The following is an 18,488-nucleotide window of genomic DNA, read 5'->3' as shown; positions in this document are numbered from 1 at the left end:
CTACATACAATCTTTAAAAACGAAGCGGCTTCATCGAAGGGGTATAGCAGTATGTCTGTTTTGAAGTAGAGCTTATCTTAATCTAAACCATGCAACAGTCTGCCACCTCGGTTAGTCTTGAACGAAGTCCAAAATATGTTTCTATGAAAAGAAAATGGGATACTATACCGATGAAGGAAAACTGAGTCGCAACAACTCGAATTGGCTACATAAACGTTAACGTTCGTTTCTCTTAGGGGACGAAGAATGGAACATCCACATGACTTAAAAGGGGAGATTCAACGATGTGGGATCAAACAACGAAGTTACTTATGAAAAAGGCGAAGAAACAAACGAAATGGACCGAAGGCGTGTTTGTCAATCCAGTCTTTTGGATGGTAAATGGAACGCCATATTACATGGCGGGTTTTACGAGAAACAATCAATCGGTGGCAACCGCCTACTTCACAATCGGGGAAGAGAACGTGGACGAAGTACTGATTGCGCAGCCGAACCTGTCTTATTTTGCCGATTTAAGCGGCAACCTATCGCGTATGGCGACGGACCGCGCAAACATTCCGATCTCTTATTACACGAAACCGTTAGACATTCCGATTATGAACGCGAGCCCGCAGGTTCAACAAGGGAGAGACGCGTTTGCTCACTTTTGGGAGATTCAACAAACGTTTAATCAGATGCTTCAGGACTATACGGCGTATTATAACGATGACGTATTAATCCGAAAGCACATTACGGACACAGATTTGTCTAAGATGAAAGAATTCGCCGTGCTAGCAGACATCTATCAATATCAAACGTTGAAGATTTTAACGAGTCAGGGTGAAGACATTCAAGCGTTCGCGGCGTTTCTCGAAAATACGAAAGAATGGTCCAGCCTGTCTCGAGAAGAAAAGAAATTCATAAAAGGGATTGCTGTCGGAAAAGAAAATATGCAAAAAAACATGGAGGCCTTAGACGTGCTCGAGGCCAATGATTTTGACCAAATGGTTAAGTTGAATTATGACCATTTAATCAATAAAAATAAAGCAATTATCGAGGGACAACGACAGTATATCCGTTATCCGAAAAGGATTTCTTAAGGAGGATTTGATGTGAAACAACTTGAAGTGGCTACATATACAATGACAATCGACGCACCGATTGACCATACGTTCGCTTGTCTCGCAGAAGACGAACATATCATCAAATGGAACGACCATTTGATCGAGAACATCTACGAGGATGGTGACGCCTCACTCGTGACGGGAAAAAGGTTCATCTCGGTCCAACAGTTCGAGAAGAAAGAGATTCGGGTCGAATCCGAGTTGACCCATGTCAATCGTCCATATAAGTGCGAGGTGCAGGCGATGACGAATCAAGGAGTGTCGACGGCGACATATACGTTAAACGAGACAGCAGACGGGACGGACGTTACGATTCGCATCACACTCGCACCGTCCTCATGGCTGTATACCCTATATGTAAAAGCGTTTCGCTGGGCGATTCGCCTGATTTATGATGAACAGTTCAAACAGTTCCGCATCTACACCGAGGCGAGTGCGCCAAAACCGTCACCTGCCCGAGAGGCGGAGTGATTTGCGATGATTGAACCGATTACCTCTTCGACGCGTGACGCGGTCCGTGCATTCTTTATCGATGCCTGGGGCTCACCTGAGATGGTCATCTCGACCGGTAAGTATGACTGCGCCACGCTTGACGGGTTCGTCTGGTCGGAAACAAACGTCATCATCGGCCTCTTCACGTATGTCATTCGGGAAGACGAGATTGAGATCATCTCGCTCGACAGTCTCCAGGAGAAGCGTGGCATCGGCTCGGCGCTCCTCGATCAAGTCGAGCGAGTGGCCAAGCAACATCAGCTCGCACGGCTGTCGCTCATCACGACGAACGACAACCTGCGTGCGCTCTCCTTTTACCAACGCCGAGGCTGGCGCCTCGCACGGATCATCCCGGGTGCGGTCGATGCGGCCAGGCTACATAAACCGTCGATTCCCGTTATCGGTGAGCACGGCATCCCGCTCCATGACGAAATCGTCCTTAGCAAAATCATCACAACCTAAAGAAAAGAGGGATTTTCCTATGATTCGATTCGGTATCATCGGCACAAACTTTATCACCCGTTCTTTCATTGAAGCGACCCATGAGGTCGAAGGCGCATCCGTGTCCGCCGTCTATTCCCGGACAGACGAGCGTGCGAAAACGTTCGCCGAAGAATTTGATATTCCACATACGTTCACCTCACTCGAGGAGATGGCGTCCAGTGAGTTGATTGATGCGGTCTATATCGCGAGCCCGAACTCGCTCCACGCCGAGCAGAGCCTGCTGTTCATGCGTCACGGCAAGCACGTCCTCTGTGAGAAGCCGTTCGCTTCGAACGTCGAGGAAGTGAGACAGATGCTTGAGACGGCGCGCGAACAGGACGTCGTCTTGCTCGAAGCGCTCCGCAATCTATTCATGCCGAACTTCGATGTGTTGCGTCAAGAACTCCATCGCGTCGGACCGGTCCGGCGTGTCATCTTGAACAAGTCGCAATACTCGTCACGCTACGACTTGTATAAGCGTGGGGACAACCCGAATACGTTTAATCCTGCCTTCTCGAACGGTTCACTGATGGACCTCGGCGTCTATTGCCTCGGTCCGGCTTTGAAACTTTTTGGACGACCGAGAGGCTTACATGCCAACGCCGTCAAGCTCGAGTCAGGTGTCGACGGCAGTGGTTCGGCCATCTTGTCGTATGACGGCATGGACATCATCGTGCTCCACTCGAAAATCCATGGCACGGACGCCCCATCCGAAATCATTGGGGAAGCGGGGCGCATCGTGATTGACGATATCGGTTCGCTCGACCGCTTGACATTCGTTGGCCGAGACGGGGCGACCGTCGAACTCGGTTTAGAACAGGAAAGCCATATGACGTATGAGATTCAGACGTTCGTAAACATGATTGAAGCAGGGGAGCGGGAGACCGAGGTCCATTCGTTTGCCGATATGCTCACACTCGCGGACGTCATGACCGATATCCGGCAGCGCATCGACGTGCGGTACCCGGCTGACGCATAACAAAGAGCCTCGAGTATGTGCTCGGGGCTCATTTGTTATGACTAAAATCCTCTTTTAGAAAATTCAGCACCATCGCAATCCGTTCTTCGGTCGAATAGTCGCCCTCGATCCTTAGGATGGGACAAGACAATTCAGCAAGCCATTGGTTATGTAACGTCTTGCTTCTCACTTCCGTCCCGGCATAGTCATACAGGGCGGCCCATTTCAAAAACGCTTGTGATTCCTCGTATAGGCTACCGCCAGCGAGTGCCTCCGTTCCATAGCGTTCGAGCTCCCGTTGTTGCAATCTGGCCAAACGAACATCTGGTGGGATCCATAAAAAGATAACCAAATCAAAATAGGGCATGAAACAGTCGCCACAACCTGCGAGAGATCCTGATAGAATCCACCGTTCAGATTGTAGCAACTCTTCCTTGAGCATCTCGCGTCGTTCAGGGACAGGTCTCGGTTCGGTGAACTTGTTGATCCAGAAATAATCGTCCGTATCCAGATGAGTATGCGGCAGGACGTTCGCCAACGCGTCGCCAAGTGTTGACGTGCCGGAGCCCGAAGCGCCGAGTATGTGAATTCTGCTTCTCATGTTTGCCTCTCCCATCAACCTATATTTTTGCGGCTTACATCGTGAACTCCCACGGTATATTCTCACCATTCCAACTTCGATGTCCGTCTTCATCGGAAAAAAATATGTAGGCGTTATCCTCTTTTTGAGGATTATAATGAAGTCACGCTGGATAATTTTACAATAAGTTTCAGTGGAATAATAGTGAATGATGACATCCATAGAACGGGAGACGATGACATGACGACCTTATATTTCGTAAGACATGCACACTCTACATATACAGCCGATGAATGGACGAGACCCTTATCTGAAAAGGGAGAGAGAGACGTCCGTAACATCACGAACACCTTGAGTGAAGAAAAGATTGATCTCGTCGTTTCGAGTCCATATAAACGAGCTATTCAAACCGTCCAAGGGATTGCTGACCAGATTGGGACAGAAGTGCTACTCATGGACGATTTGCGGGAACGGATGTTGACGACAGAGCCGGCCGAGAATTTTACCCTGGCGATGACGAGAGTGTGGGAAGATCCTACTTTTGCATGGGAAGGCGGCGAATCGAACGTTGTCGCTCAACAGCGGGGAGTCCGTGCGATTCAGTCACTACTCGACCAATACGAAGGAAAGCGAATCGCAATCGGTACGCACGGGAATATCATGGTGCTGATCCTTAATTATTTTGATGGACAGTATGGCTATACGTTCTGGAAAGAACTCGATATGCCGGACGTATATAAAGTGACGTTCAATCAACAAGAACTATTGAGCGTCGAAAAGCTTTGGGACCGTCAAGGAGTGGTTTGAAGTCGGTTTATGACGACGTGAAAAAAGGATGGGGCCGGTTTCGGTCCCATCCTTCAAAGTCTACTCTCTATTCAGATACAGATGACGGATAAACAAGCCGAGTGCGACCGTCATGATGACGGCCGGAATCAATCCGACGAGCAACAAAGAACCCATGCGTTCAGTCCTTTCTGAGCGCAGCGAGGCGCTGTGTCATGTCTTGGAACGATTGTCGGTCCGAGAGCACGCTCAATTCACCGGCGACGAGGTCGTTCACTTCACGGTCCCAGTCCTGGCTGAGCGTCGTCTCGAGCGCGGCAAGGTGCGTCGCCGTCCGTTCGACTTGATGACTTCCGACGCGCGCAAGCTGTTCACGCACCGCCGTCTTCAAGAGGGCGCTCAAGTCGTCGCGCAACTTCGTCCGGCCATCGCCTTCGAAGAACTGGTTCGCATTCTTATAGTGCTTCAAGACTGGACGGAACGGGGCCGCCTCGAACGTGATTGGGTCGACGGCGTCGCGGAGCCAATCGATGTCGATGTCGTCTTCGAACGACAACGTCGGCAAGAGCGGACGCAGTTTGAGCGTCTCGCGCTCGATCAAGCGTTCCGTCTCCCGTTTCAAGAAGCGCTCGAGCCGATATTGGAACACTTGCAACTCTTGATGGATGTCATACGCATACTTGTCGAGTGTCCGGATGAGGGCGCGTTCTAGGCTCGCCTTCGACCCATCCACCTCGACCGGATGGAACGTCTCCTTGACGAAGTCCGACAGACGGAGGAGCGAGCGCGTCTCGAGATGGGCGAGCAACTCGCCCGTCTCGCGCTTGAACGGGTCTTCGAGCGTCGTGACGTTGAGACGATTGTCAGACGTGCGCACTTGTTCGAGCTTGTCACGGCGGGCCACCTTGACGCTCGCATCCGCTTCGGCCTCGCGGACGACGTCCTCGAACGCGGCGACGAGGGCTTCTGCCTCGTCTTTGATGCGGACCGCGTTCGCCTGACGCAAATCGTGGTCGACGAATTGCTCGAGCTTGGCCGAGAATCGGTCGAACCCGGCGTCCGTGCCCTGGATGGCGTTTCGGCTCGAAATCGGCAGCACCGTCGGATGACGGACGCCGAGCTTCGTCAACTGGTTCGACACGTAGTCGGTGACGGCGAGCCGCTCCGCCTCATCCGCCGCCAAGTCTGACGCGTTGACGAGGAAGAACATGTGATGGTCACCTGTCCCTTGCACACGTCCGAGCTGGATGACGAGTTCACGGTCGGCCTCGGTGAAGGCGTGATTGTAGTACGTCACGAACAGGACGGCGTCGGCGTCACGCATATAACCGAACTGTACCTCGCTATGACGGTTGAACTGGGAGTCGGCACCCGGCGTGTCGACGAAGATGATGCCGCGCTCGGCCCAAGGGGAGTCGATGGCGAGCTCGATCTCTTTGACGATACAACTCTTCTCTTCCTGCGTGACGAACGAGCAGAACGTGTCATATTCGACCGTCTCCTGGCTACCGAGATAGGACAGGGGAGCGTTCTTGACGGCGTTGACGAACGGGTGGTCGAGATCGAGCGCGTCGAGGGACGCCCCGTAACCGTTCAGCTCCGCCTCGATCTCGGCACGAGTCTTGAACGTGATCAACGCGCTCTTGTTGGCGCGGCCGTTCGGCGGCACGATTTTCGTGATTGACGCCGTCAGTGGGTTCGGGGACGTCGGGAGCACCGTCTCGCCGAGCAACGCGTTCAACGTCGACGACTTGCCGGACGAGAACGCCCCGAAGATGGCGAGCGTGTACGTCTCCGATTCGGCCCGGGCCAATTTATGACGCAGTGACTTGACGCGTGACTTGAATAACGGATGTTTCTCCAATATTTCACATACCGCATATTCATATGAAAAATCAAACGATAAAGCAGTGATATCATCCACCAAAAGCGAGGTCGAGGCAACTTCTTGTTGCTGATGTTCGACTTGTTTCTGCGGCAATTGGTCGGCCGTGACGTAGTGGCGGGTCTCAAGGTCCTTCAAACGCGAAGCAGAGAGGTCACGTGTCGTGTAATTGGTGAGCTCGTCTCGCTGTTCCGCCAGCTGACGTTTTAGCGCCAGCGTGTCGAGCATGTCATACAATTCGTCTTGCTCGTTCTCGATGGCATGGATTCGGTCTTTGCCTTCGGCCTCAAGATACGTTTCGACGGACGTGACCCACGGTTCGGACACTTTCGTCACCCAAGAGGCGAGGGCCGACTCGATGTCACGGCTGAATTGAAGCACCGTGTCACCACTGAGCGATGCGCCGGACTTCACTTGGTCACTGATGAGCGTGCTCGGTGCAGTCGGTAACGTATCCGGACGGGACAAAATCGCCTCGGGCAGTTTCAAATCGCGGACGATGTCTTCAGCGTACTTGATCAAGTGGGGGCGAAGGTTCGTATCGATCAATCGGTTGAACTCCTTGACAGCGATCTCTTCACGACGTAGCCGTTCCTGGCGCGTCTTGTCTTTTGAGAAGAACAGGCCGACCTTGAACTCCGGCGCACAACTCTCGAGATAGTCCCGCAACAGTTCACGGAACTCATAGTTCATGATCGGCGCGCTCGCGACGATCGGTGTCTGGTGTTTGAAGAACTCGCGACGGAACGCGGTGAGCCAAATCGCTTTCTTATCGAGGCGTTGCAGGCGGGCTTGAATCTCCGTCGGCTGCTTCTCGATGACCGGCAACTCGTTCAACAGGGCGTCGTTCGCGCGAGTGGACCGGGCGAGCAACGTATCGACGAGCAAGTCGGCACGCGCTTCCGCATGCTGCCGCGCGTCGTCGATGACGGTTTGGACATACGTCCGGAGCCGTTCGACCTCGTTCTCCGGGTGATCGAGCTCACGGAGTGAGATGTAGAACATGTCGTCCGGATTGATGGCGTGACGGGTGAAGGCGGTCTCGAGCGAACGCTTGAACGTGCTGAATGGAAGCTCTCCTTCATCGTGCTTATCGATTTGGTTGATGATGATCGAGTAGGGACGTCCTTCGGCGCTAAACTGTTTCATCAGTTTGATGTTTTGTTCGGACTGGACGTGATTGTAGTCCATCATGAAGAACAGATGGTCGGCGAGAAAGAGCGAGCGTTCCGTCGCTTGACGGTGCCGTTCATCGGTCGAGTCAATCCCAGGCGTGTCCATAAGGACAACGTCGCTTCCAAACGGGAAGCGGGGCAGGGCGTACTCGACTTCTTTAATCTCTTCGATTTTGCAGTAGTCGCTCAAACGGTCGAGCTCATCCGGCGCGAGTCGAATCCAATCTGTATCGTTGACGGCGACGGATGCCCCGATTTCCCCATGTCGAAGCGTCACGATATTCGCACTCGTCGGAATCGGGCTCGTCGGTAACACACCGTCCCCGAGCCAATTGTTGAGAAGTGTCGACTTACCGGCCGAGAAATGACCACAGACCGCGATCCAAATCTCGTTTTGTGTCACTTTTCGGAGTGCGGTCTTGGCGAGACGAGCCGACTCGGTCTCAGTTTGTGTGTCAAATACGTCGGTCAATTGCGCGAGGCGTATGCGTTGTTCGTTCATAATTCCCCATCCCCTACTTATGATTCCGTCGTGATGCCGACGCGATGTCTACGATATGAGTTGTTTTCCCAGGCTTGAATGACGAGATCTGCTACATCGTCACGCGAGATTGGTCCCGAGTTCTGTGTCCCGAGCACGTTAGCTGTGATGACGATGTTCCCGACGGACGCGTCTTCAATCAATTGGGTCGGGCAGACGATTGTATAATCGAGCGTTGATGCATCGAGCAGTTCATATGCCCGGGCGTGATCCTCGGCCGCGGTCGTCATCGAACGTTTCGACTCACGGGTCTCGAAACGATAGTTGTCAGAATCATGTGCCTGCAAGATGCCGGCCGTCCCGACTGTCAGGATGCGCGTAATCCCGGCTGCTTGCATCGCTGAGATGATGAGCGGTGTGAAGCGGGACAAGACGTCCTGCTTATCCGTACCGAGCGCCGACATGACGACGTCGGCCGATTTCACCGTTTCTGCGATGGCATCCGCATCGGTCGCGTCACCGATGATGACCGTGAGACGATCCCTCGGTTCAACCTCGCGACGTGACAAGAGTCGGACGTCGTGGCCGTCTTTTAACAAACGTTCAAGCAACCGCATCCCCGTGCGGCCGCTCCCTCCAAATAAAGCAATGGTTGACAAGTAAACCCCTCCCAATCAAGATTAAAGAAAATATCCAACGCCATCATACCACGGAAGCGCTATCGAAACAGGAGACAACGGCTTGAAGTTGTGAGGTTTCAGGGCAGGGTAAGTGGGATACAAAAAGTTAAGACGTGTATAAGGGAGGAAGACACTTCGTTGTCGACACCGCATGAGATTTGGAGCTAGAACCATCAAGACCGGGATATCCGTCGCCTTGGTATTGCTCATCGCCGAGGCATTTCAATTTCAACAGATTGTCGTACCGGCACTCGCGGCCTCGCTCGCGTTATTGCCGTCCGTTTATCAGACGGGTGTCCGGCTATTAGAAGAACTAAAAGGGAACTTGATCGGGGCTTTGCTCGCCGTCTTCTCGTTAATGTTGACGCCGAACCCGACACCGATCGCCATCGGAGTCGTCATCATCATCGCCATCTCGATCCTTCTCTTTTTGAACCTCGAGTCGACGACCCGGACCGTCATCTTGACGACGATTCTGATTATGGAAGGGGCGAGCCAGTCGGACATGCCCGTCTGGATGTTCGCAGGTGAACGTTACTTGCTCATCATGATGGGGATCACCGTGGCGCTTGTCGTCAATGCGCTCTTGTTCCCGCCGCGCTATGAGCGGAAGCTTGAGGACGAGATCGCGACCGTCTCCCAAATGGCCGTCCGCATCGCGCGACTGTTCTCGGAAACAGAGGGAGGACGCTCGTCATTTGAGTCACTCGATGAGACGAAAAAGAAACATCGAGCCTCAAAGACGACGTACGACTTCTTTGAAGAAGAGATTAAAGCCAACCGCTGGCTCGAGAAGAAGACGCCGATTTATCGCCGGGCCGTCTTGAAGTCGAAGATGATTGATACGAACAGTGCCGCTATCCACGTGCTCGACAAGCTGCATGACGATTTTCTGACGCTCGAACATCTACCGCCCCAGCTCGAGGACGAACTGATGCGTCATATGCGGCACTTGCTCAGACGGCATGAGCGTCTATTCTCGGCTTATGAATTAGAAAACGAGCACATCATCGACCGGGAAGAGGATTTAATCCATGAGAACTTCGACTTCGCGAAGTTGATGATCGAGAAGATGCGGGATGAAGAGGAAGACCTCATCCTGACCGTCGTCCCGCTCGTCGCGACGATGACAGATTGGGTCAAGGCGATGAATGAGCTCGAACGCTACCTCATAACCGAGATGAAGAAGCACGGGGACAACCTGAAAGTGGAACCGCGTAAGAAGTGGTTCTTTGAAGACTAACAAATCGCCAAGTCGCAGAAGCGGCTTGGCTTTTTTTATGGAGCGAAAAGGAATACCGGAAGTTGTCGCTGAATGTATGAGAGGCGTGCAGTAATGAGGGAGGGATCAGCATGATGAATAAGAAAGTAAGTATAGGCCTTGTTATTCTTTTATTTGTAATTTGGATGGTTGTCTCATTGACCCTTCCGCCCAAGCTTATTGCGAGTTCAAGTGACGGGAAGTTTGATGCGGTTTATACGGTTTCTCATTCCTTAAAAGAGACGTGGGCGGGTCAGGTGGAATGGGAGGAGTCAGACGGTGTCATCGTCAATCTATCTTTTTATGAGAACGACATCCAACTGACGGGGGATATTATGACCCATCCAATTGAGATGGATCAAAGCAACTCGTATGAATTTGCATTTTTAGGTGCTGAACCGAATCCGACCAGTGTCTACACGCTACGAATTTCTGTAGAAGAAGAAGGGAAAACTCATGAGGAAATTCTGACGTTCAAACCAAGAAAACGTCTCTTTGTCCTACCCGCACTTGACTGAACTCATATATCATTCTGGAGGTTTTGATGAAAACGTACCTACAACACACCAAGAAGTTTTGGAACATCCGCGTCGGTTCCGACGAGTTCGCCGTCCATTACGGAAAACTCGGGACGATTGGTAAAGTTCAAATTAAGTATTTTGAATCCGACGGTATCTGCCGCAAAGAAGCGGACAAGCTGATTCGTCAGAAACTCCGGAAAGGGTACGTCGAGACCGATACCGATTGGGACGACTTGATTTATGTCGACGACCCGGAAGTCGGACCGAACCGACTCACGACACACCCTCGGTTCAATGCTCATTTTCAGGAAGACTTCTACTTGGATTGTACGGATGAGTACAGTCCGTTCGGCAGTGATGAAGGCGCCGACGTGCTCGTGATGTTCGAGGACGCAATCCGAAAAGAACGGGACATCGATTTCCTCGTCGGTGCGTACGACATCGTTTCGGGCTGGATGGAGCGGGATGTATCGAGCCCTGACGACTGGGTGACATATGAATACGGATTCGACTGTGACGTCGCCGTCATGTCGAGTGCGTTCGCATCGATTAAACTGACCGGTCATCTGGACGTTTCGCTACAGGAGGAAGGCGTTGCCGCACTCGACCGTCTTATCCAGCAAGTCGAACCAGAAGACAGACCGCGGTTTAAATTGATGAGCGTGCAGTTGAGCAGTTTCCCGACCTCAATTTGAAACTTTTTTAGGGAGTGCGCCGTATACTAGAGGTAGAACGGACATATGCTCCGAATCGTTAGGGGGAAACACCAATGTCAGACATAGAAACAACACCGACAACATTCAGCGGCACATTGCCAATCGAGGCACGCACCGTGTTCCGACTGTCGAGCGCCATCTTTTATCTCATCGGGCTCGTCATCACAGGGGGCCTCGTCGCCGCCGCGCTTTATTTTGACTGGCCGACATGGTTGCAATATATGATGTACGCCTTACTCGCCATCGACCTCATTTATAGTGTGATTGATATCGTCGTCTTCCAAAAATGGAAGCAAGAGCGGTTCACGTATGATGTGAAACCACTCGAGATTCGCTTGCATCATGGCGTCATCACGACAAACGACGTGTTAATCCCGATGACGAAAGTACAATACGTCCACGCCCAGCAAGGCCCGCTGCTTCGAAAGTACGGTCTGCAGACGATCACCATCGGAACGGCCGCCGGGTCACATGACATCTTCGCGATCGAGGAGTCGTTCGCGAAGTCGCTCCGGGAACAAATCGCGGTGTATGCCCGCATCGAGGAGGAGGATGTCATATGACAGAAGCCGCCCTCACGTGGCATCGACTGCCGAGTCGCGTCTTGCTGTTGCGTGTCTTAGAGGTCATCAAGTCGTTCATCATCCCGCTCGTGTTGTTGTTCGTCATCAACAATGACTGGAGTTCGACGTTCGGCATCATCCTGCGCGTCGGGATTCTGCTGTTCCTCTTGCTTGATATTTTGCAGAAGTTCTTCGGCTGGCTCAACTTCCGTTATGCGCTCGACGAGAAGACGGTATATGTCATCGACGGTAACTGGATCAAGAAAGAAAAGTCATTGCCGCTCTATAAGATTCAGAGCGTCCACTCGAACAGCCCATTTTTGTACCGGCTGCTCGGTGTCGTCGAATTGACGTTCGATACGAACGCGAACAGTGACGACGCCTCGTTCAAATTGGCTGGCGTCTTCCCGAATGAGGCAAAACGGCTCGAAGACATCCTCGACCAGGTCCGTCACCGCAAGACCGAGACCGACGTACCGGTAGAAGGGGAGACGGACGTGACCGAAACACTGGTGACGATTGAAAAACCGACGAGTCGTTTATTGTACGCCCTCTCGACCCGAGAGATCATCATCGCCTCGTTGACGTCACTGTCGGTGTTCGCCATCTTCCCGGTCGCCTCGACGATCATCTCGTCCATCGATGACTTCATCAATCTCGACGGGACGTTCGATACGATCGGCGATTGGGTCGTCCACGCGTCCATCATCGCCATCGGCCTGCTCGTCCTGACGGTCCTGATATTGTCGGTCGTCATCGGCATGGTCATCAACTTCTTGAAATACGGGAACTTCCGGCTCGAACGACGCGGGGACCGCATCCGCGTTGAGAAAGGACTGCTCAACCGTTCCGCTAAAGAGATCCCATACGAGAAGATTCAAGCGGTCCGGGTCAAAGAGACGTTCATTCGGCGCTGGTTCAACATCGTCGGTGTCGAACTCGTCGCGGCCGGGACGATGGACGAGTTGAAAGACGAATCGTCAACCATCCTCCCGTTCGTGAAACGGGAGCGGGCGATGAATGTGTTGAACGAGCACTTCGACCAGTTCGTTTGGTCTGACACGCTATATCGTTTGCCGAAGCGTTCCCTCTGGGTCAAACTGCTACGCATCAGCTGGGTCGGACTTATCGTCTCGGGTGTCGTGCTGTATTTCTTCCGCGATTACGCTTGGTGGCTCATTCTGCTGTGGGCCATCATCATCGGCGGCCGCCTGTTGAGCTATATGACGACACGCTACGCCCGGAACGGTCGCTTCATCGAATTACGGACCGGTGCCTTCAACGTCACGTCGTTCTTGACGGACAAGCCGCGAATCGAACAGATTCAAGTGACGCAGACGCCGCTTCAACGCCGTTTCGATGTGTGTAACGTATTATTTTCGACTCGCGGTGTTCTAGCGTATGAGTTGATTGAAGATATCCCGAAACAAGAGGCGGACGCCATGCTGAACTGGTTCTCCCGCTATACGGTACAGGAAGATATGAAAACACCGGGCTAACGGATAACCCAGTCAGGTGATCGACGAGCCCCCTCGCGTGTTGCGAGTGGCTCGTCTTTTTTAATCGGCTTGAGGGATCGCTCCGACATAAGCTTGAAGTTGATTCTCTTTTGTGTTCATGAAAAATCATGGCGCGTGTAGGTCACACGAGCCATGATTTTTCATGAACAGCATTGGAAGAGACTTTAGGGAGAATGATTGTGAACGTCGTTTCTCTTGGTTGACTCGTCACGTGAATCTCGCCCTCATGTAAATCGATGATGGACTTGGCGATGGCGAGACCGAGACCTGATCCGCCGGTGTAATGTGCGCGTGACTTTTCCACTCTAAAAAATCGTTCAAACACATATGGGATGTCACGTGAGGGGATGGCCTCTTCGCCGTAATTCGTCATGTTGATAAGAACCACTTCATCCGTATCTTCAATGAACGTATCGATATACGTTCCGTCACGCCCGTAACGAATCGCATTCTCGAGTATGTTTTCGAATACGCGCACGAGCTTCAACGCATCACCCTCAACGATGGGTCGTTTGGCTGAGGAACTGAATCGAGCTTCCATTTCAACTTCCGAGAGACGTAACGTCGACTGCATGATGAGCTGATTGAGCAATTCATCGAGACGGACCTCACTTGTTTGCAGCGCGATCCGGTCGTTTTGCAGAAATGTATAGTCAAAGATATCGTTAATCAAGCCTTTCAGATGGGTCGCATTCTCATGAATGACTTGGATGTAATGACGCAACTCCACCTCGTCCCGGTAACGGTCGCTGTGAATCAAGTCAAGATAACCCGTGATTGACGTGAGCGGGGAGCGCAAATCGTGGGCGACGTTGGCCACGAGCTCGTGCTTCAAACAATCCGCTTGAACCAATTCCTGCTCCGCCTTTGCTGCACTGTCTGAGATGGCGCGAACAGTCGCCATCAACTGCTCTAGCTCTGGCGGGACAGATGGTTCAACCAAATCACGATTGGCATGGAGTTCTTCGACAAGTGAAGTCATCCGCTCAATGTGAAACTGTAAATACCGTTTACGCTCATATTGATAAATCAACATGAGACAAACGATGACCATCAGACTGTAAAACATGACGATGACACCTTCCCGGAAATACGACAACACGATGATCAGACTCTCCATAAATCGTGATGACTCCTCGAAGTACCACACGGCAGGCAGTAACAGAGCACCGCTCAGTGTGGCGACCCCAAACGCAATCAATACATACAGCAGACGTTTCCACATCGGGATGAACGTTATGACGCGCCATATATTATGTCTCAATTTTATATCCCACTCCCCACACCGTATGAATGATGACCTCATGTGGCACGACGGCATGTAATTTCTCACGGATGTTACTGATATGAACCATCACCGTCTGATTCGACCCGACGCCATGCTCTTGCCAGACAGCCTCAAATATTTCTTCAGAGCTATACACCCGGCCTTTATGTTTCGCTAGTAAATACAAAATCTCAAATTCACGTGCTGTCAATCGAATCGTCTGCTCTTGCATCATGACGGTGTGGCTGGCTCGATCGATGAGGAAGGGGCCAGCTTGTACACTTGAGGACTTGCTTGGTCGGTTATAGTTTGAACGGCGTAGCAATGCTTTAATACGTGCCATCAACTCGAGCGGATTGAACGGTTTGATGATGTAGTCATCGACTCCCGTCGTCAATCCCAATATCTTATCCATATCACCTACTTTGGCACTGACCATTAAGATCGGAATTTGGCTCGTCTGGCGCACACGCTTACAAAATTCAAGCCCATCCATCCGAGGCATCATCCAATCTAAAATGATTAAGTCAAACGATTCTTGGTTGAACAAGTCAAGCGCCATTTCCCCATCGGTTGCCATCGTCGTGTGATACCCGTCATTTTTTACATACACATCAATCAATTCTGCGATTTGGACATCATCATCCACTAACAAGATTTTTGTCATGCTTGAAACTCCCTCGCGAATTAAAGTTGGAAATTCTGATACAAACGTCGGAACGGAGCGTATTGGACGACGAAGCGAACGAGTAAGAACCCTAAGAGCGCGCCGAACGCATTTGCCAATAAATCATTCACATCCGTGCTTCGTCCACTGCCTAGTGTCGTACGCACCAATAATTGAATCAGTTCAAGAATCAGACTAAACTGAAATCCTAATTTAAGTACTTCTTTTTTCGTGATCGACGGTTTCAAAAATGGAAGATAACAGCCGAACGGGAGGAGCATCACGATATTCAACACAAACGAATACAAGTCGATGGTCAAAATCGGAATAAAATTAATCGTTTTCCACCATGGTACTTGGTTCGCATATTTTCCTAAGTTAACGTCAATCGGGAAAAAAACGAAGTGAAGGACACCTAATAAGTATATCCCGAATGATAGAAGTAAAATGGTTTGTGTGACTTTTACATGTTTCTTGCGAAACGACCAGACGAGTAACGTGATGAGTCCGAGGATGGCGAGTGGGATGAGAACGACTCCTGATTCGATTGTGAACATAACTGAATAATTCTGATTATACATGGGAATAAACCTCCTAAGAATTTGAACTGTCTTCAGTGTAGATGGCAGATTTAAAGAATTCTTAAAGGAGTCATAAATGAAATCTAAAAAAGGCAAAGCGCTTTGCGTTGCCTCGAACTGTAGAACAATCAATCAAGAAGCTTGCTCTCGGAATAATGTCGGGCGTCCCGATATCATTCGTCACGTCAACTTCACCGTTTTCGCGTTTCTGTTGCTGAAAAATGGGAACAAGTATGGTATGATGCAAGTAGAAAGAGACCGGTGCTGGACACACCGGCCTCTGGCTTACAGGCTACCACTTTAAGAGTGGTCCCAGCCGCCACAATGGTTAGAGAATCAGAAAGTGACCCATCTCATTGCGCCGAGGGGGTCATTTTTTTGTGCGTTCAGACGTTGCACGATCGGATGTTTGGTGTAAAACCAAGTGAACGATGATCGGAGCGAGGATCGGGACGATCACATAGTCGCCGACCCAGGTCCATAGTTGTTCCATCCGCACCACCGCCTTCCTCCATTGTGGACTTGGCGGCTGACCCCACTATTGCTGCGTTAACCTGCCTCTTCATTATAGCAGATTCTCGTCAAAAAAGATGCTAAAAACAGGAACGTTTGTTCTTGTTTTATAAAATGAACCTTTCGTCCGAATAGGTCTCATGACTGGGTCCAAAGATGGATTTGAACCAATAATAGCTTGTATGTCAGAGGTCAGACAGGATATAATCAATCTCGTGTGTATAACCACATGGGTGGGTGAGGGTGCCAATAAAGGATTGATTCCTATGGCAAAACAAACAGAATGGAAAACAGAAACATACGGGGGCGTGCTAAACTTTCTGGCGACAGCATACATCCCGGCCGTTCACGCGGCAATCTTGACACAAGCCGGACTCCCGTTCGAGGGAGCGCTCGTCGGAGCGATTTTGACAAGCATCATCGGAACGTTCATTGCAGGGCTGTTCAACTTGCCGCTGCTCCTGTTACCCGGGATGGGCATCAACGCGCTATTTACGTACACGCTCGTCCTGCAGATGGGGCTGAGCTGGCAAGGTGCGCTCGCCGTCTCGTTCGTCTCAGGTGCGCTCGTCGTCCTGTTGACGGTGACGAAAGTGGCAAGGAAACTCGCGAACGCGTTCCCGCCGATCATTCATGACGGATTGACGGTCGGGCTCGGCCTGTTCCTCATCTTGATTGGGCTCGAGGCGGCGGGGATCGTCTCGGGCGGTGGCGGGGCACTGCTTCACATCGGAGACCTTGGGGAACGACCGGTACAGGTCGCGTTCCTGTCGCTCTTCGTCGCCATCCTGCTCTTCTTGAAGATGGGGCCGAGCAGCTTCCTCTGGACGATCGCGTTCGGGGTCGGTTTGAGTGCCGTCATGGGAACGCTCGACTGGACCGGTGAGTTCGCGCTCACGCCGTTCTTCGAGTCGTTCGGTACCGTGTTCGGCAACGTCTCGTTCGCCGAGTCGGCGTCACCGATCTTCCTTGTCGCCGTCGGCGTGTTGACGCTCGTCTTGCTGATCGAGAACATCAGCCTGATTCAGAATCAGACGCGCGCCATCGGCAAGGATGCGGACGCACCGAAAGGGCTCGTCGCCCAAGGGTTGTCGACGATGGCCGGTGCCATGTTCGGCTCGAGCCCGACCGTCTCGACGGTCGAGGTCGCGGCCGGCATCTCGGTCGGCGCACGGGGCGGCATCGCCTCGTTCGTGACATCTGGCCTGTACGTCGTCTCACTCTTGTTGCTGCCGCTGTTCGCCATCATTCCGGTGACGGCGATCGCGCCGGTGTTGATTATCATCGGCATGATGATGTTCCAGAACGTGAAGCATCTCCCGCTCGACAATTGGGAGCATGCCTTCCCGGCGATTCTCGTCATCATCATGATTCCGTTCACGTATTCCATCGTCGATGGCATCGGGCTCGGATTCATCGCCTATACGATGATCGTCTTGTTCAAGAAGGGCTATCGGTCGCTCAGTCCGGTCGTCGGTGTCTTGACCGTATTGTTCTTAGTTTTCTTTTCTTTACCAGTCTGGCTATAAGATAGGGCGCTACCGTGTATACGGTACCGCTTTTTTTGTATGATGAAACAAAGGAGGTGTTTGAATGGATCAAGCAGGCGGATTCATTTCCATCGGGATGGCTTATCCGAGCCATTATCCGTTACCTGAACTTGCTCAAAATGTATGTGCGGAACTGTTAAGTAGCGGTGGCGAAATCATAAACGTGACATACAGTCAGGATAAGGCGGGCACTAGTTGGACGACAACGACAGGTACCGACTTTGCTCAGGTTGGGCATTACGGATCTATCCATTTACGAAGCAACTATTTTGGAGACGTGGACATGACGATGACCGTGTCCCTTCAAGAGATGGACACCTATGTCGGGATTCTCATCGATATAAAGTGGAATGATATCGTCTCACACCCTGCATCGAGACCCGTCTTCACACAGAAAATCGAACGACTGCTCGTTGACGTGTATCGCCATATGCCATTCTCGTACGCGCTTGCCGGGCACGAACTTGAGCTCGACTGGGCACCTGATGCGTTTCCGACATCAGCGGACTGGTTGGATACGTTCCCTCTTTTTATGGTCCCGTCACCACAAGGCGTGATGGTAACTTACGGTTCAATTTCAATCGACGGGATGACTCCTCAAACCAATATGAAGAGGTCTATCCCGTTATATGCATAAGTGAGGCTCAATCACGTCAATCAATCATTCCTTGATTGACGAAGCTCAGTGCTAAGCGGCCGGAACATG

General features: G+C 51.6%; 18 protein-coding genes. 12 read left to right on the top strand and 6 right to left on the bottom strand.

The features are described from left to right. The first annotated feature begins 284 nt into the window (after positions 1-284). Genes KNP72_RS07395 through KNP72_RS07380 form a run of 4 tightly spaced genes read left to right on the top strand, consistent with a single transcriptional unit; the run spans position 285 to position 3,057 of the window. Positions 285-1,079, top strand: a complete 795-nt coding sequence (locus KNP72_RS07395) for a hypothetical protein (RefSeq protein WP_214719620.1) — start codon at positions 285-287, stop codon at positions 1,077-1,079. Between the two features lie 12 nt (positions 1,080-1,091). Further along, positions 1,092-1,574, top strand: coding sequence for an SRPBCC family protein (locus tag KNP72_RS07390; protein WP_214832689.1), 483 nt, complete (start codon positions 1,092-1,094; stop codon positions 1,572-1,574). 6 nt (positions 1,575-1,580) lie between these two features. After that, the gene (locus KNP72_RS07385; RefSeq protein WP_214832687.1) at positions 1,581-2,057 is read left to right on the top strand and encodes a GNAT family N-acetyltransferase; all 477 of its coding nucleotides are present in this window, start codon (positions 1,581-1,583) and stop codon (positions 2,055-2,057) included. Between the two features lie 19 nt (positions 2,058-2,076). After that, complete coding sequence (locus KNP72_RS07380) at positions 2,077-3,057, top strand: Gfo/Idh/MocA family protein (RefSeq protein ID WP_214832685.1); 981 nt, start codon at positions 2,077-2,079, stop codon at positions 3,055-3,057. Positions 3,058-3,085: 28 nt separating this feature from the next. On the opposite strand, the gene KNP72_RS07375 is transcribed toward KNP72_RS07380, so the two are convergent. Next, positions 3,086-3,637 carry a P-loop NTPase family protein gene (locus KNP72_RS07375; RefSeq protein ID WP_214832683.1) on the bottom strand — a complete coding sequence of 184 codons (552 nt, stop codon included), beginning with the start codon at positions 3,635-3,637 and terminating at the stop codon, positions 3,086-3,088. Positions 3,638-3,856: 219 nt separating this feature from the next. Here KNP72_RS07375 and KNP72_RS07370 point away from each other — a divergent pair, with 219 nt between their 5' ends. Further along, the gene (locus tag KNP72_RS07370; RefSeq protein WP_214832681.1) at positions 3,857-4,423 is read left to right on the top strand and encodes a histidine phosphatase family protein; all 567 of its coding nucleotides are present in this window, start codon (positions 3,857-3,859) and stop codon (positions 4,421-4,423) included. Positions 4,424-4,583: 160 nt separating this feature from the next. On the opposite strand, the gene KNP72_RS07365 is transcribed toward KNP72_RS07370, so the two are convergent. Further along, on the bottom strand, positions 4,584-7,964 hold the full coding sequence (locus tag KNP72_RS07365; protein WP_214832679.1) for a dynamin family protein: 3,381 nt from the start codon (positions 7,962-7,964) through the stop codon (positions 4,584-4,586). A 17-nt stretch (positions 7,965-7,981) separates the two neighbouring features. Next, on the bottom strand, positions 7,982-8,602 hold the full coding sequence (locus tag KNP72_RS07360; protein ID WP_214719612.1) for an NAD(P)-dependent oxidoreductase: 621 nt from the start codon (positions 8,600-8,602) through the stop codon (positions 7,982-7,984). 172 nt (positions 8,603-8,774) lie between these two features. Between KNP72_RS07360 and KNP72_RS07355 the strand changes: the two genes are divergently transcribed. The 5 genes from KNP72_RS07355 to KNP72_RS07335 all read left to right on the top strand — a co-directional run bounded on the left by KNP72_RS07355 (position 8,775) and on the right by KNP72_RS07335 (position 13,183). After that, positions 8,775-9,866, top strand: a complete 1,092-nt coding sequence (locus KNP72_RS07355) for an FUSC family protein (protein ID WP_114166163.1) — start codon at positions 8,775-8,777, stop codon at positions 9,864-9,866. Between the two features lie 110 nt (positions 9,867-9,976). Next, complete coding sequence (locus KNP72_RS07350) at positions 9,977-10,402, top strand: hypothetical protein (protein WP_214827458.1); 426 nt, start codon at positions 9,977-9,979, stop codon at positions 10,400-10,402. Positions 10,403-10,428: 26 nt separating this feature from the next. Then, positions 10,429-11,100 carry a WGR domain-containing protein gene (locus KNP72_RS07345; protein ID WP_214832677.1) on the top strand — a complete coding sequence of 224 codons (672 nt, stop codon included), beginning with the start codon at positions 10,429-10,431 and terminating at the stop codon, positions 11,098-11,100. A gap of 74 nt (positions 11,101-11,174) precedes the next feature. Continuing rightward, positions 11,175-11,684 carry a PH domain-containing protein gene (locus tag KNP72_RS07340; RefSeq protein WP_214832675.1) on the top strand — a complete coding sequence of 170 codons (510 nt, stop codon included), beginning with the start codon at positions 11,175-11,177 and terminating at the stop codon, positions 11,682-11,684. Further along, a complete protein-coding gene (locus KNP72_RS07335; protein WP_214832672.1) occupies positions 11,681-13,183 on the top strand; it encodes a PH domain-containing protein in 1,503 nt (500 codons plus the stop codon). The genes KNP72_RS07340 and KNP72_RS07335 overlap by 4 nt, the downstream gene beginning before the upstream one ends. A 142-nt stretch (positions 13,184-13,325) precedes the next feature. Here the strand turns inward: KNP72_RS07335 and KNP72_RS07330 are convergent, their stop codons facing one another. The 3 genes from KNP72_RS07330 to KNP72_RS07320 are packed head-to-tail and all read right to left on the bottom strand — an operon-like array spanning position 13,326 to position 15,719. Beyond that, positions 13,326-14,468, bottom strand: coding sequence for a sensor histidine kinase (locus KNP72_RS07330; protein ID WP_251128926.1), 1,143 nt, complete (start codon positions 14,466-14,468; stop codon positions 13,326-13,328). Further along, positions 14,458-15,138 carry a response regulator transcription factor gene (locus KNP72_RS07325; protein ID WP_214690918.1) on the bottom strand — a complete coding sequence of 227 codons (681 nt, stop codon included), beginning with the start codon at positions 15,136-15,138 and terminating at the stop codon, positions 14,458-14,460. The genes KNP72_RS07330 and KNP72_RS07325 overlap by 11 nt, the downstream gene beginning before the upstream one ends. Positions 15,139-15,158: 20 nt before the next feature. Further along, entirely contained in the window at positions 15,159-15,719 is a 561-nt protein-coding gene (locus tag KNP72_RS07320) for a VanZ family protein (protein WP_214719606.1), read from the bottom strand. A gap of 779 nt (positions 15,720-16,498) precedes the next feature. Here KNP72_RS07320 and KNP72_RS07315 point away from each other — a divergent pair. Together KNP72_RS07315 and KNP72_RS07310 are read left to right on the top strand one after the other, a co-directional pair. Continuing rightward, positions 16,499-17,761, top strand: a complete 1,263-nt coding sequence (locus tag KNP72_RS07315; protein WP_214707809.1) for an NCS2 family permease — start codon at positions 16,499-16,501, stop codon at positions 17,759-17,761. A gap of 64 nt (positions 17,762-17,825) precedes the next feature. Next, positions 17,826-18,419, top strand: coding sequence for an Imm64 family immunity protein (locus KNP72_RS07310; RefSeq protein WP_214719605.1), 594 nt, complete (start codon positions 17,826-17,828; stop codon positions 18,417-18,419). The last annotated feature ends 69 nt before the right edge of the window (positions 18,420-18,488 follow it).

The organism is Exiguobacterium sp. s152, assembly GCF_018618335.1.
Lineage (GTDB): Bacteria > Bacillota > Bacilli > Exiguobacteriales > Exiguobacteriaceae > Exiguobacterium > Exiguobacterium chiriqhucha.
The sequence above is the reverse complement of the archived record's forward strand: the minus strand, read 5'-3'. Positions and strand labels throughout refer to the sequence as shown.

What these genes read in the sequence shown, in the direction of transcription:
- KNP72_RS07395 (WP_214719620.1), top strand. Translation starts at nt 285, where the DNA reads ATGTGGGATCAAACAACGAAGTTACTTATGAAAAAGGCGAAGAAACAA.
- KNP72_RS07385 (WP_214832687.1), top strand. Translation starts at nt 1,581, where the DNA reads ATGATTGAACCGATTACCTCTTCGACGCGTGACGCGGTCCGTGCATTC.
- KNP72_RS07380 (WP_214832685.1), top strand. Translation starts at nt 2,077, where the DNA reads ATGATTCGATTCGGTATCATCGGCACAAACTTTATCACCCGTTCTTTC.
- KNP72_RS07355 (WP_114166163.1), top strand. Translation starts at nt 8,775, where the DNA reads ATGAGATTTGGAGCTAGAACCATCAAGACCGGGATATCCGTCGCCTTG.
- KNP72_RS07345 (WP_214832677.1), top strand. Translation starts at nt 10,429, where the DNA reads ATGAAAACGTACCTACAACACACCAAGAAGTTTTGGAACATCCGCGTC.
- KNP72_RS07375 (WP_214832683.1), bottom strand. Translation starts at nt 3,637, where the DNA reads ATGAGAAGCAGAATTCACATACTCGGCGCTTCGGGCTCCGGCACGTCA.
- KNP72_RS07325 (WP_214690918.1), bottom strand. Translation starts at nt 15,138, where the DNA reads ATGACAAAAATCTTGTTAGTGGATGATGATGTCCAAATCGCAGAATTG.
- KNP72_RS07320 (WP_214719606.1), bottom strand. Translation starts at nt 15,719, where the DNA reads ATGTATAATCAGAATTATTCAGTTATGTTCACAATCGAATCAGGAGTC.
- KNP72_RS07335 (WP_214832672.1), top strand. Translation starts at nt 11,681, where the DNA reads ATGACAGAAGCCGCCCTCACGTGGCATCGACTGCCGAGTCGCGTCTTG.
- KNP72_RS07350 (WP_214827458.1), top strand. Translation starts at nt 9,977, where the DNA reads ATGATGAATAAGAAAGTAAGTATAGGCCTTGTTATTCTTTTATTTGTA.
- KNP72_RS07365 (WP_214832679.1), bottom strand. Translation starts at nt 7,964, where the DNA reads ATGAACGAACAACGCATACGCCTCGCGCAATTGACCGACGTATTTGAC.
- KNP72_RS07315 (WP_214707809.1), top strand. Translation starts at nt 16,499, where the DNA reads ATGGCAAAACAAACAGAATGGAAAACAGAAACATACGGGGGCGTGCTA.
- KNP72_RS07310 (WP_214719605.1), top strand. Translation starts at nt 17,826, where the DNA reads ATGGATCAAGCAGGCGGATTCATTTCCATCGGGATGGCTTATCCGAGC.
- KNP72_RS07340 (WP_214832675.1), top strand. Translation starts at nt 11,175, where the DNA reads ATGTCAGACATAGAAACAACACCGACAACATTCAGCGGCACATTGCCA.
- KNP72_RS07370 (WP_214832681.1), top strand. Translation starts at nt 3,857, where the DNA reads ATGACGACCTTATATTTCGTAAGACATGCACACTCTACATATACAGCC.